Annotated in this window: 12 protein-coding genes; 9 read left to right on the forward strand and 3 right to left on the reverse strand. The window is 60.7% G+C overall.

What is annotated here, in order from left to right:
* Positions 1-9: 9 nt before the first annotated feature.
* Genes NQ490_RS10970 through acrA form a run of 3 tightly spaced genes read left to right on the forward strand, consistent with a single transcriptional unit; the run spans position 10 to position 3,099 of the window.
* Complete coding sequence (locus tag NQ490_RS10970; RefSeq protein WP_040917430.1) at positions 10-1,179, forward strand: acyl-CoA dehydrogenase family protein; 1,170 nt, start codon at positions 10-12, stop codon at positions 1,177-1,179.
* Positions 1,180-1,195: 16 nt separating this feature from the next.
* A complete protein-coding gene (acrB, locus tag NQ490_RS10975) occupies positions 1,196-1,981 on the forward strand; it encodes an acryloyl-CoA reductase electron transfer subunit gamma (RefSeq protein ID WP_007045835.1) in 786 nt (261 codons plus the stop codon).
* 17 nt (positions 1,982-1,998) lie between these two features.
* Positions 1,999-3,099 carry an acryloyl-CoA reductase electron transfer subunit beta gene (gene acrA / locus NQ490_RS10980; protein ID WP_007045836.1) on the forward strand — a complete coding sequence of 367 codons (1,101 nt, stop codon included), beginning with the start codon at positions 1,999-2,001 and terminating at the stop codon, positions 3,097-3,099.
* 123 nt (positions 3,100-3,222) lie between these two features.
* On the opposite strand, the gene NQ490_RS10985 is transcribed toward acrA, so the two are convergent.
* Together NQ490_RS10985 and NQ490_RS10990 are read right to left on the reverse strand one after the other, a co-directional pair.
* Positions 3,223-3,864 carry a hypothetical protein gene (locus NQ490_RS10985; RefSeq protein ID WP_007045837.1) on the reverse strand — a complete coding sequence of 214 codons (642 nt, stop codon included), beginning with the start codon at positions 3,862-3,864 and terminating at the stop codon, positions 3,223-3,225.
* Positions 3,861-4,415: a 5-formyltetrahydrofolate cyclo-ligase gene (locus tag NQ490_RS10990; RefSeq protein ID WP_007045838.1), complete on the reverse strand. Its 555-nt coding sequence runs from the start codon at positions 4,413-4,415 to the stop codon at positions 3,861-3,863. The genes NQ490_RS10985 and NQ490_RS10990 overlap by 4 nt, the downstream gene beginning before the upstream one ends.
* Before the next feature lie 232 nt (positions 4,416-4,647).
* Between NQ490_RS10990 and rfbC the strand changes: the two genes are divergently transcribed.
* The 6 genes from rfbC to NQ490_RS11020 are packed head-to-tail and all read left to right on the forward strand — an operon-like array spanning position 4,648 to position 10,796.
* Positions 4,648-5,214, forward strand: coding sequence for a dTDP-4-dehydrorhamnose 3,5-epimerase (rfbC, locus tag NQ490_RS10995; protein ID WP_007045840.1), 567 nt, complete (start codon positions 4,648-4,650; stop codon positions 5,212-5,214).
* Positions 5,215-5,223: 9 nt separating this feature from the next.
* On the forward strand, positions 5,224-6,024 hold the full coding sequence (locus tag NQ490_RS11000) for an ABC transporter permease (RefSeq protein WP_007045841.1): 801 nt from the start codon (positions 5,224-5,226) through the stop codon (positions 6,022-6,024).
* A gap of 12 nt (positions 6,025-6,036) precedes the next feature.
* The gene (locus tag NQ490_RS11005; RefSeq protein ID WP_007045842.1) at positions 6,037-6,813 is read left to right on the forward strand and encodes an ABC transporter ATP-binding protein; all 777 of its coding nucleotides are present in this window, start codon (positions 6,037-6,039) and stop codon (positions 6,811-6,813) included.
* Positions 6,814-6,820: 7 nt separating this feature from the next.
* On the forward strand, positions 6,821-8,692 hold the full coding sequence (locus tag NQ490_RS11010) for a glycosyltransferase family 2 protein (RefSeq protein WP_007045843.1): 1,872 nt from the start codon (positions 6,821-6,823) through the stop codon (positions 8,690-8,692).
* 12 nt (positions 8,693-8,704) lie between these two features.
* On the forward strand, positions 8,705-8,953 hold the full coding sequence (locus NQ490_RS11015) for a hypothetical protein (protein WP_007045844.1): 249 nt from the start codon (positions 8,705-8,707) through the stop codon (positions 8,951-8,953).
* Positions 8,954-8,957: 4 nt separating this feature from the next.
* Positions 8,958-10,796, forward strand: coding sequence for a glycosyltransferase family 2 protein (locus tag NQ490_RS11020; RefSeq protein ID WP_007045845.1), 1,839 nt, complete (start codon positions 8,958-8,960; stop codon positions 10,794-10,796).
* 58 nt (positions 10,797-10,854) lie between these two features.
* Here the strand turns inward: NQ490_RS11020 and NQ490_RS11025 are convergent, their stop codons facing one another.
* Complete coding sequence (locus tag NQ490_RS11025; RefSeq protein WP_007045846.1) at positions 10,855-12,177, reverse strand: 2-hydroxyacyl-CoA dehydratase; 1,323 nt, start codon at positions 12,175-12,177, stop codon at positions 10,855-10,857.
* Between the last annotated feature and the right edge of the window lie 8 nt (positions 12,178-12,185).

Here is a 12,185-nt window from a genome sequence, read left to right on the forward strand (position 1 = left end):
GTTTATCAAATGGATTTTACTCTGTCCAAGCAGCAGCAAATGGTCCAGAAAATGTACAAGGAATTTGCTGAGAACGAAGTCAAGCCTCTCGCCAAAAAGGTCGATGCCGAGGAATATTTCCCCGTTGAGACCGTTCAGAAGATGGCGAAGCTGGGCATGATGGGCATCTACTTCCCGAAGGAAGTCGGCGGCGCCGGCGGCGATGTGCTGTCCTACGTCATGGCCGTTGAGGAGATGTCCAAGGTCTGCGGCACCACCGGTGTCATCATCTCCGCCCACACCTCTCTGTGCGCCGCTCCCATTTTCGAGAACGGCACCCCCGAGCAGAAGGCCAAGTACCTGCCCAAGCTGTGCAGCGGCGAGTGGATCGGCGCGTTCGGTCTGACCGAGCCCGGCGCCGGCACCGATGCCCAGGGCCAGCAGACCTTCGCCGTTGACGAGGGCGATCACTGGAAGCTGAACGGCTCCAAGATCTTCATCACCAACGCCGGCTACGCCAACGTCTTCATCATCATCGCCGTTACCGGCACCGTGCTGGACAAGCGCGGCCGCAAGCAGAAGGAAATCTCCGCCTTCATCGTCGAGCGCACCGATCCCGGTTTCAAGGTCGGCAAGCCCGAGGACAAGATGGGCATCCGTGGTTCCTCCACCTGCGAGCTGATCATGGAAGACTGCATCATCCCGAAGGACCGTCTGCTGGGTGTCAAGGGCAAGGGCTTCCAGCTGGCCATGGCCACCCTGGACGGCGGCCGTATCGGCATTGCTGCCCAGGCTCTGGGCATCGCCGAGGGCGCCCTGGACGAGACCGTCGCCTACGTCAAAGAGCGTAAGCAGTTCGGCCGTTCCATCTCTGCGTTCCAGAACACCCAGTTCGAGCTGGCCGAGATGAAGGCTCGCGTGGATGCCGCCAAGTTCCTGGTTTACCAGGCCGCTCTGAAGAAGCAGAGCGTGATGGACGGCGCCAAGGCCCGTTACAGCGTCGAGGCCGCCGAGGCCAAGCTGATCGCCGCCCGTACCGCCAGCGATGTGACCCGCCGCTGCCTGCAGCTGTTCGGCGGTTATGGCTACACCCGTGACTATCCCATCGAGCGCATGATGCGCGATGCCAAGATCACCGAGATCTACGAAGGCACCAGCGAAGTCCAGATGATGGTCATTTCCGGCGCGATGCTGAAGTAAGGAGGCAAGACGTACCATGAAAGCAATTGTTTGTGTCAAACAGGTTCCCGATACGCAGGGCAAGGTCGCTGTCAAGGCTGACGGCACCATGGACCGCGCAGCGATGGCAACCATCACCAACCCCGACGACCTGAACGCCGTCGAGGCCGCCCTGCAGCTCAAGGACGAGACCGGCTGCGAAGTCGTTGTCGTCACCATGGGCCCGCCGCCGGCCGAAGGCATGCTCCGTGAGCTGATCGCCCGCGGTGCCGACCGCGGCGTGCTGGTTTCCGGCCGTGAGTTCGGCGGTTCCGATACCTTCGCTACTTCCCAGATCCTGGCCGCTGCCGTCAACAAGATCGGCGTTGGCCCCGAGGACATCGTCTTCTGCGGCCGTCAGGCCATCGACGGCGATACCGCTCAGGTTGGTCCCCAGATCGCCGAGAAGCTGCATCTGCCCCAGGTCACCTATGTCACCGACATCAAGAAGGACGGCAACTCTCTGGTTGTCAAGCGCCAGCTTGAGGACGGCTACATGGAGCTGAAGGTCAACACGCCCTGCCTGCTGACCTGCATCAAGGAGCTGAACAATCCCCGTTACATGAGCGTGTCCGGCATCTTCGAGTGCTACGACAAGCCCATCGACGTTTTCGATTACAACACCCTGAAAGATGACCCGCTCATCGAGACCGACACCATCGGCCTCAAGGGCTCCCCGACGAATGTTTACAAGTCCTTTGCTCCTCCGGTCAAGGGCGCGGGCATGATGGTCGAGGATGCGGCCCAGCTGGTTGGCATCCTGAACGACAAGCACCTGATTTGAGGAAGGAGAAACGTACAATGGCTGAATTCAATGCAATGGACACCGCCGCCTTCAAGGGCGTGTGGGTTTTCTGCGAGCAGCGCGAAGGCCAGATCCAGACCATCAGCTATCAGCTGCTGAGCGAAGGCCGCAAGCTGGCCAACGACCTCGGCGTTGAGCTGTGCGGTGTCGTTATGGGCAGCGAGCTCAACGAAGATTACATCAAGGCGCTGGGCGGCTACGGTGCCGACCGCGTCTACTACCTGGACAGCCCCCTGCTGAAGGACTACACCACCGATGGCTATGCCAAGGCGCTGTGCGACCTCATCATGGAGAAGAAGCCCGAGATCATGCTGATCGGCGCCACCAACCTGGGCCGTGACCTTGGTCCCCGCTGCGCTGCCCGTCTGCACACCGGCCTGACCGCCGACTGCACCCACCTGGATGTGGACGTGGAGAAGTACAAGAACTTCCTGCGCACCACCTCCAACATCGACGTGGACAACACCAAGTTCGAGGAGAACACCAACCTGAAGATGACCCGTCCTGCTTTCGGCGGTCACCTGATGGCCACCATCATCTGCCCCCGTTTCCGTCCGCAGATGTCCACCGTCCGTCCCGGCGTTATGCAGACCCAGGCCTTCGACGAGGCCGGTGCTGCCAAGGTCGTTGTCGAGAAGATCGCTCCCGCACTGACCGCCGATGATATCCATGTGGAGATCCTCGACATCAAGAAGAGCGCCAAGAAGATGGTCGACCTGATCGGTGCCGATGTGGTCGTTTCCGTCGGCCGCGGCATCAGCTCCGACGTGGACAAGGGCATTGCCCTGGCCGAGGAACTGGCCGGCGTTCTGGGCGGCGTTGTCGGTGCTTCCCGTGCCGTTACCGATGAGGGCTGGCTGTCCAGCGATCATCAGGTCGGCCAGACCGGCAAGACCGTGCATCCCCGCATCTATGTGGCCCTGGGTATCTCCGGCGCCATCCAGCATGTGGCCGGTATGCAGGATTCCGATACCATCATCGCCATCAACAAGAACGAGAGCGCCCCGATCTTCGATGTTGCCACCTACGGCATCGTCGGCGATCTGTTCAAGGTCGTTCCCGAACTGATCAAGGAGATCCGCGCCGCCAAGGCCTGATTTCCGGATCACGTTGATCTGAAATAAAAGGCGCCGCAGCGAAAGCTGCGGCGCCTTTTTGTGTTGCAGATTGCCAAAAAGGCCGCCCCGTTTTACCGGAGCGGCTCTTCACTGTTATTACAATCAGATTTCAGCGTCCTTGCTGTTGGTGTAATCGAAGGTCACACCCAGGGCACCGGGGACGGCGTCCATCAGGGCGTCTACGTCGGTAAGCTCGCTGTTGGTCATCACAAAGAGAACCTTGTCGCCGAAGGTGGCCACCCGGGCTTTGTCGGCCATGACGCAGACCCACTTGTTCATCTGGACGTTCTCCAGCACCGCATCGGCGATGGTCTGGGCATCGGCTTCGTCCTTGACCCGCAGCAGCACCAGACTGTAGGCCTGGCTGCCGGTCAGCGATTCGGAATATACGCCCGCATCCACCAGGGCGGCCTGGTCGGCGGTCAGGCCGGTGTGGTAGGTGCACCAGCTGGCGTCACTCAGGTCGATGGCATTGGTGGTCAGCATCATCAGTTCCACCGGGTAGGCTTCGTAGATCTTGTCCACCATACCGCTGAGTTCGGCGTCGGGGGTCAGGGCCACGCCGGTCTCGGGGGTGACTTCCATGCCGGGATCGGAGGCAACGCCGTCGTCCGACGCCACGGGATCGTTGAGGATCTCATCGGGCAGCGGGGTGGGGGTGGCCTCGGTGGGCTCCTGGGTGTTGCTGCAGGCAGCAAGCAGCAGGGCAGCGGCCAGGCTCAGGCAAAACAGTGCTTTTTTCATTGTAAAAGTCCTTTCTCGGTCAGAATTTCATCAGGGGAAAACCGGATGTCCCATCCATCGGCGGGCAGGTCGGGCAGTACCAGCGCTGCGGGACAAAGCAGCAGACGCTTTCCCTTAGCATGTGCCAAAAATCGGTCATAATACCCGCCGCCGCGGCCCAGCCGCACACCATCGGACCGGACGGCCAGGCAGGGGATGAGCAGCAGCGTGCGGTCGCCTTCGGGCGGACAGACCGCCAAAAGGTCGCCGGGCGGTTCCGGAATACCGTAGGCACCCTGCCGCAAAAGGGCAAGATCGGGAATCTCCACCCACTCCATCCGGCCTGCCCCGCTCACCCGGGGCAGCAAAAGCCGCTTGCCGTCGGCTAAGGCGCGCTGGAGAATAGGCCAGGTGTTGGGCTCGTCGGGCAGGGAGGCAAAGGCCAGCACGGTGTCCGCCTTTTGCCAGCAGGGCAGCGCAAACAGCGCCTTGGCCATATCCCTGCCCGTAGTTTGCATATTCAGCGCGGCGCGCAGGGCTTTTGCGCGGGCGCGGGCCTCCCGTTTGGTCATGGCGAACCCTCCTTCTCCCGGTTCGCGGCTATCATACCACAGGCGGCGGGTTCTGGCAAGTAACAAAATTCTACACCGTATCCGGTGAAAACTGCGGCAAAGGGGGAGTGCCCATCTTGCCCGCAGCAGGAAAATGGAGTATAATATATCCTGTATTGTTATGTGCCAATATCCCGAAAGAGAAAGAAAAACACATTGAATTTGTGTAGGAAGTAAAGGAGCCGTATTCATCATGGGCAAGTTCAATTTTATCAAGACCGAGATCCCCGAAGTGCAGGTGATCGAACCGACAGTGTTCGGCGATGACCGCGGTTATTTCATGGAGACCTACCAGATCGACGACTTTGCCGCTGCCGGCATCGACAAGCCCTTTGTGCAGGACAACCAGAGCCGTTCCACCAAGGGCGTGCTGCGCGGGCTGCATTTCCAGAAGAACCACACCCAGGGAAAACTGGTGCGTGTGACGCTGGGCGAAGTCTTCGACGTGGCCGTGGACTGCCGTCCTCACAGTGCCACCTTCGGCAAATGGGTGGGCGTGACCCTCTCGGCCGAAAACAAGAAGATGCTCTACATCCCCGAGGGTTTTGCCCACGGTTTCGTGGTGCTGTCCGACGTGGCGGAATTCTGCTACAAGTGCACCGATGTGTATGATCCCACCTCGGAAGGCGGCATCCCCTACGATGATCCCACTGTCAACGTGCAGTGGCCGGACTGCGGCTGCGAGCACAAGACCAGCGCCAAGGACAAGGAGCATACCCCCTTCGCGGAACAGAAGTTTGAATTCTTCGAGAAGTACTAAGGAGTCACCGTGCAAAGTTTCAAAAACAGTTTTGCCAGTTTCTGGAAGTACCGTTATCTCTTGCAGAACCTCATCACGCGGGACTTCAAGCTGAAATACCGGCGCAGCGTGCTGGGCGTGGCCTGGAGCGTGCTGAACCCGCTGCTGACCTGCCTGGTCATGTTCCTGGTGTTCGACTCCATCATGAAGGGCCTGCGCGGGGAGGGCATCCCCAACTTTGCGGGCTTTCTGATCATCGGCCAGCTGCTGTTCAACTTCTTCCGGGAGTCCACCAGCATGGCCATGGAGAGCGTGCTCAAGAATGCGCCGTTGCTGCGCAAGGTCTATATCCCCAAATACATCTTCCCCATGGAGAAGTGCTGCTTCGCCCTGGTGAACTGCGCTTTCAGTTTCATTGCGCTGGTCATCGTCTTTGTCATTACCTGGACGCCGGTGACCTGGGCCACCGCCTGGATGGCCATCTACCCGCTGATCATGCTCTTTTTCTTCAGCCTGGGCATCGGCCTGCTGCTGTCGGCGCTCTACGTCTTTGTGCGGGACATCATGCATATCTGGGAAGTGTTCTGCACGCTGCTGGTCTACGCCAGCGCCATCTTCTATGATCCCGAAACGCTGTCCGGCATCATGCAGCGGCTCATCCATATCAACCCCATGTACTGGTATATCACGGCCTTCCGCCGCTGTGTGCTGTGGGGCCAGGGGCTGGATGCCACCATGATGGTGGTCTGCTTCCTCTGCGCCGCCGTCAGCATGGTGCTGGGTATTGTGGTTTTCAAGAAAAATCAGGACAAGTTTGTCCTGTACATGTAAGGGGGCGCACCTATGGCAGCGCAACAGCCGATCATCTCCATCGACCATGTCTCGATGCGCTTCAATCTCGCCAAGGAAAAGCACGAGAGCCTGAAAGAATACTTTGTGGCCCTTATGCACGGCGGTGTCCGCTTTGACGAGTTCTTCGCCCTGGATGACGTCAGCTTTGACATCATGCCCGGGGACTTCTACGGCCTCATCGGTCTCAACGGCAGCGGCAAGAGCACGCTGCTCAAGATCATTTCCGGTGTGTACAAGCCCTCCAGCGGCAAGGTGACGGTACGCGGCACCATCGCCCCGCTCATCGAGCTGGGGGCCGGCTTCGACATGGACCTGACCGCCCGGGAAAACATCTACCTCAACGGTACGGTGCTGGGCTACACACCCAAGTATATCGACTCCAAGTTCGACGATATTGTGGAGTTCAGCGAACTGAAAGATTTTCTCGATGTGCCGCTGAAAAACTACTCTTCCGGCATGGTAGCCCGCCTGGCTTTCGCCGTGGCGACGATGACCAAGCCAGATATCCTCATCGCCGACGAGATCCTGTCGGTGGGCGACTTCCTCTTCCAGGAAAAATGCGAGCGCCGCATGGCGGAGCTGCTCTCTGGCGGCACCACGGTCATCCTGGTCAGCCATTCTATCGACCAGATCGAGCGGATGTGCAATAAGGTGGCCTGGCTGGACCACGGCCATCTGCGCCGCAACGGCCTGACCGCCGACATCACCCCGGAATACCGCCATTTCCAGAAGGAAGACGCCCTACCCGCCAAGCGGACGGAGGAATGAACCACCCATGAAGCAACAACCCAACAACGAACGTCCCGCCGATCTGGCCGTACAGGACAGCGTGGGCGGGATGGCCCGCCGTCTGCTGAATCCCGCCCATCTGCGGGATCTGGCCCACCGTTCGATGGTCACTCTGCGGGAGCAGGGGGCGGAACAGCTCTGGCGGGATGTGTCCTTCCGGGTGGGGCTGGCCTTTCATCACGACGACTGGCGGCACCGGGCAGACCTGCCCCTGCGCCGCACCCTGAAAGCCCAGCGGGCCGCCGGTCTGCAGGGCCCTTGCGTCAGTGTGGTGGTGCCGGTCTTCAATACGCCGCTGCGCTTTTTCGACGAGATGGTGAAGAGCGTCCAGCGCCAGACCTATGCCAACTGGCAGCTGGTGCTGGTGGATGCCAGCGACGAAGGCCACGGGGAGGTCTCCCGGCGGGCACAACAGTACGCCGCCAAGGACAGCCGCATCATCTGCCAGAAGATTGAAAACCAGGGCATTGCTGCCAACACGACGGCGGGCTTTGCTGCGGCAACCGGCGGCTATCTGGCCCTGCTGGACCACGACGACGTGCTCTATCCCAACGCCCTCTTTGAATGTGTGCAGACCATCCAAAATACCGGCACGGATTTTGTCTACAGTGACGAGATCGTGCTGTCGGCAGACCTGAAACAGCTGGGCGGTTACCATTTCAAACCGGACTTTGCTCCCGATTATCTGCGGGGCGTCAACTTCATCACCCATCTGGCGGTATTCAGCCGTCCGCTGCTGGACGCGGCGGGGGCCTATGAATCCAGCGAGTTTGACGGCGCCCAGGACCATGACCTGATCCTGCGGCTCACCGAAAAGGCCAAAAAGATCGAGCACATCAAACAGGTGCTCTATATCTGGCGGGGCCACGCGGGATCCACGGCGGCGGGCATGGAAGCCAAACCCTACGCCATTGCGGCAGGGGAGCGGGCCATCGACGCCCAGCTGAAGCGGCTGGGCCTGCCCGGCCGGGCCATGGCAGTGGCCGACGCGCCCGGCGCTTTCCAGGTGCGGTACGAACTCACGGGTCATCCGCTGATCAGCGTGCTCATCCCCAACAAGGACCATACCGACGATCTGGACCGCTGCCTGACGAGCCTTTATAAAAACGCCGGGTACGATAACTTCGAGGTCCTCGTCATCGAGAACAACTCCACAGACCCTGCCACCGAAGCCTACTACCAGACCCTGCCCCAGCGGTTTGACCGGTGCCGGGTGGTGCGGTATGAGGGGCCCTTCAACTTCTCGGCCATCAACAACTTCGGCGCAAAATTTGCCCAGGGCGAACATCTGCTGCTGCTGAACAACGATATCGAGATTCTCTCGGAAGATTTCCTGCGGGAACTGCTTAGCTACAGCCAGCGCCCCGACGTGGGCGCGGTGGGCGCCAAACTCTATTATCCCGACGATACCATCCAGCATGCAGGCGTGCTCATGGGCATCAACGGCAGTGCGGGCCACAGCCACAAGAGCTACCCCCGCACGGCGGTGGGCGACATGTACCGCCTGGTGACTACCCAGGACTATATGGCCGTCACCGGCGCCTGCCTGATGACCAAGGCCTCGCTGTATAAGGCAGCTGGTGGCCTCGACGAAGAAAGGTTTGCCGTGGCCTACAACGACGTGGACTATTGCCTGAAACTCTGGATGCAGGGTCTGCTTAATGTCTACACCCCCCGCGCCGAAGCCTACCACTACGAGAGCAAGAGCCGGGGACTGGATACCCTGTCGGAGAACGCCAAACGCTACGAGCGGGAGAAGGCCAACTTCTACGCCAAATACCGGCAGTATATCGACAACTACGATCCCTACTACAACCCGCATTTCAACAATCTGTTTGAAAACTTCGGCCTGAAATAAGGAGGCCCAGCCATGAAAAACCGCTTTGATACCCAGCTTTTGATCGAAGGACACGACCTGGATGAGGACGTCATCCACGAAGGCATCCTGAACTGTGCCGAGGGCGACTGCCTGCTGGTGGTGGGGGACGAGGACCTGATCAAGGTCCACTACCACACCGATACCCCCTGGAAGGTGCTGGAATACGCCGCCACCCAGGGTGACATCCACACCATCATCATCGAAAATATGGAGCGTCAGGCCAACGGCCTGCACGGCTGATGCCATGAGTCAGCAGACCAAACGGATCAAGGAACTGTTCGGCTACGCCCGCACTCTGACCAAAGAGCAGGGCGTTGGGGTCATGGCCAGCCGGGCCGCCGGCTTTTTCAAGCGGCGGTTTTTCGGCAAGCGGGCGCGGTATCTGCCCGCCAAAAAGACGCTGGAAACCCAGCGCAGCGAGGCCGCCCTGCATGCCAAAGAATGGCCCACCATCAGCATCCTGACGCCGCTGTACAATACGCCGCCCCGGTTTTTGCAGCAATTCCTGGACAGTGTCCAGGAGCAGACGGCACCCAACTGGCAGCTGGTGCTGGTGGACGCCAGCGATGACGCTCACGGCGAAGTGGGCCGGGCGGTACAGCAACGGGCCGCGGAGGACAGCCGTATTGTCTACCAAAAAATTCAAAACGGCGGCATCGCGGCCAACACCAACGCGGCGGCGGCGCTGGCCACCGGGGACTATCTGGCGCTGGCGGACCACGACGATATGCTGGCCCCCCATGCCATCTACTGCATGAGCAAGGCCCTGGCCGAAAGCAAGGCCGATTTTGCCTACAGTGACGAAGCCCTCTTTGAAAAGGTCCCCCAGCGCCCGCGGGTGGGCCACTTCAAGCCGGATTACGCCCCGGAATACCTGATGGCCGTCAACTATATCTGCCACCTGGCAGTGTTCCGTCGGGAGCTGTTTGCGGCGGTGGGCGGCGAACGCCCTGCATGTGACGGCGCCCAGGACCATGACCTTTTCCTGCGCCTTATCGACGAGATGCAGCGCCGGAACCCGGCGGCGCGCCCCCTGCACGTTCCCCAGGTGCTCTATTACTGGCGGGTGCATGCGGCGTCCACCAGCGGCGGCACCGGGGCCAAGCCCTATGTGGAGGCAGCGGCCCGCAAGGCGGTGGCCGACCATCTGGCCGCCACCGGCCGCCACGGCGCCGTGGAAGCGGGCAAGTTCCCCGGCACCTGCCATGTGGTATGGGAGATTCCCGAACCCCAGCCGCTGGTGTCCATCCTGATCCCCAACAAGGACCACACCGCCGATCTGGAGAAGTGCCTGCACAGTCTGTATGCCAAAACGACCTACGACAATTTCGAGGTCATCGTCATCGAGAACAACTCCACCGACCCCGCCACCGAAGCCTACTATCAGCAGCTGCCCCAGCGGTACGACCGCGCACGGGTGGTGCGTTATAAGGGCGGGTTCAACTTCAGCCGCATCAACAACTTCGGCCGCAAGTACGCCACCGGCAGCTACCTTTTGCTGCTCAACAATGACATCGAAGTCATCAACGGCGACTGGCTGACCCAGATGGTAGGGGAGTGCCTGCAGCCCGGTGTGGGCATCTGCGGCGCCATGCTCTACTATCCCGACGATACCATCCAGCATGCCGGCATCATCACGGGGCTGGGCGGCTATGCGGGTCACAGCCACAAGTACCACAAGCGGGGCGGCAGCGGTTATATGTTCCGGCTGGCCACCGTGCAGGATTTCTCCGCGGTGACGGCGGCCTGCCTGCTGGTGCGCACGGCGGTGTTCGACGCCGTCCACGGCCTGGACGAGAGCCTGACCGTGGCTTACAACGATGTGGACTTCTGCCTGCGGGTGCGGGATGCCGGCTGGCGGATCGTCTGGACGCCCTACGCCGAGCTTTACCACCACGAGAGCAAATCCCGCGGTTCCGACGAGAAGGATCCCGCCAAAAAAGCCCGGTTTGACGCCGAACATGACCGCCTGTATGAGGTGCATGGCCGGGAAAACATCCTCCACGACCCATACTACAATCCCTCTCTCTCCCTGGACTATGAGGACTTCCGGGAGAGCGGCGATCTGCACCATCTGAAATAAAACAACAACACCCCGCACATCCGAAGATGTGCGGGGTGTTTGCTGTATCAGAGAAAAATTACTGCACAGTGGTCTGCAACTGGGGGGCGCCGCCGGCCAGCTCCTCGGCGGTGAGGGGGGACGGTGCCTCGACAGGCTGGTTCAGCCGCTCCCGGGCCACGGCCAGCATCAGCTTGATGCGGTTTTCCTGGTTGACGCGGGTGGCGCTGGGGTCATAGTCCACGGGGGTGATGTTGGCTTCAGGGTGCAGGGCGCGGATCTTGTTGATCATGCCTTTGCCCACGATGTGGTTGGGCAGGCAGCCGAAGGGCTGGGCACAGACGATGTTGCCGTAGCCGCCCTCCACCAGTTCCAGCATTTCAGCGGTGAGCAGCCAGCCCTCGCCCATCTTGGCACCCAGGGAGATGATGCCCTCCGGTTTTTTCATCAGTTCCCGGAAGGAGCCCGGCGCATAGAAGCCGTACTTCCGCATGGCGTCGTAGCTGGCCACGCCGATAGAATCCAGCCAGCCCAGGAAGGCGTCGGCACCGCCGGCGACCAGCTTGTTGCCGCCGTAGAGGTCGATGTCCAGCCGGGTGTTGGCCACGCAGTATTCCACAAAGCCCATCAGACCGGGCAGGTTGACCTCGCAGTCCTGGCTTTCCAGGAACTTTTCCAGGTCGTTGTTGCCCAGGGGGGAGTATTTGACGTAGATCTCGCCCACAACACCCACTTTGACCTTGGGGACCCGGGTGACGGGAATGGTGGCATAGTCGGCGGCGATGGCAGGGAACTGCTTCTTCATGGCCGGGGCCGAGTAGTTGCGGTCGCTGCGGATCCATTCCTGGATGCGGGCGATCCACTTCTCGGTCATGGCGTCGGCGTCGCCCTTGCGGTTCTCGTAGGGGGCAGTCTGGCTGCGCAGCGCTACCAGCATGTCGCCGTAGAAGATGGCAGCAATGACCTTGCGCAGCAGCGGCAGGGTCAGGGGCAGGCCGCTGCCTTTCTCCAGGCCCGAGAAGTTCAGCGACGCCACCGGAATGTTGCCGTAGCCGGCTTTGACCAGCGCCTTGCGCAGAAGTTTGATGTAGTTGGAAGCACGGCAGCCGCCGCCCGTCTGGGTGATGAGCAGGGCCGTGTGATCCAGATCGTACTTGCCGCTGTTCAGCGCGTCCAGAAATTGTCCGATGACCAGCAGGGCGGGGTAGCAGGTGTCGTTGTGGACGTATTTCAGGCCCAGCTGGGCCACCTCGCTGCCGCAGTTGCCCAGCACCTCGGTCTGGTAGCCTTCGCTGGCCAGGGCGGCCTGCATCAGACGGAACTGGGTCACCGCCATGTTGGGGATCAGGATCTTGTGGGTCTTTACCATCTCTTTGGTAAAATTGGGGGTCATGTATTCCATATACTTTG

It is taken from the genome of Subdoligranulum variabile (genome assembly GCF_025152575.1).
Classification (GTDB): Bacteria; Bacillota; Clostridia; order Oscillospirales; family Ruminococcaceae; genus Gemmiger; species Gemmiger variabilis.

Bases quoted from the DNA above. Each gene is read 5' to 3' on its own strand.
- NQ490_RS10970 (WP_040917430.1), top strand. From the start codon at position 10: ATGGATTTTACTCTGTCCAAGCAGCAGCAAATGGTCCAGAAAATGTAC.
- acrB (WP_007045835.1), top strand. From the start codon at position 1,196: ATGAAAGCAATTGTTTGTGTCAAACAGGTTCCCGATACGCAGGGCAAG.
- acrA (WP_007045836.1), top strand. From the start codon at position 1,999: ATGGCTGAATTCAATGCAATGGACACCGCCGCCTTCAAGGGCGTGTGG.
- NQ490_RS10985 (WP_007045837.1), bottom strand. From the start codon at position 3,864: ATGAAAAAAGCACTGTTTTGCCTGAGCCTGGCCGCTGCCCTGCTGCTT.
- NQ490_RS10990 (WP_007045838.1), bottom strand. From the start codon at position 4,415: ATGACCAAACGGGAGGCCCGCGCCCGCGCAAAAGCCCTGCGCGCCGCG.
- rfbC (WP_007045840.1), top strand. From the start codon at position 4,648: ATGGGCAAGTTCAATTTTATCAAGACCGAGATCCCCGAAGTGCAGGTG.
- NQ490_RS11005 (WP_007045842.1), top strand. From the start codon at position 6,037: ATGGCAGCGCAACAGCCGATCATCTCCATCGACCATGTCTCGATGCGC.
- NQ490_RS11010 (WP_007045843.1), top strand. From the start codon at position 6,821: ATGAAGCAACAACCCAACAACGAACGTCCCGCCGATCTGGCCGTACAG.
- NQ490_RS11015 (WP_007045844.1), top strand. From the start codon at position 8,705: ATGAAAAACCGCTTTGATACCCAGCTTTTGATCGAAGGACACGACCTG.
- NQ490_RS11020 (WP_007045845.1), top strand. From the start codon at position 8,958: ATGAGTCAGCAGACCAAACGGATCAAGGAACTGTTCGGCTACGCCCGC.
- NQ490_RS11025 (WP_007045846.1), bottom strand. From the start codon at position 12,177: ATGGAATACATGACCCCCAATTTTACCAAAGAGATGGTAAAGACCCAC.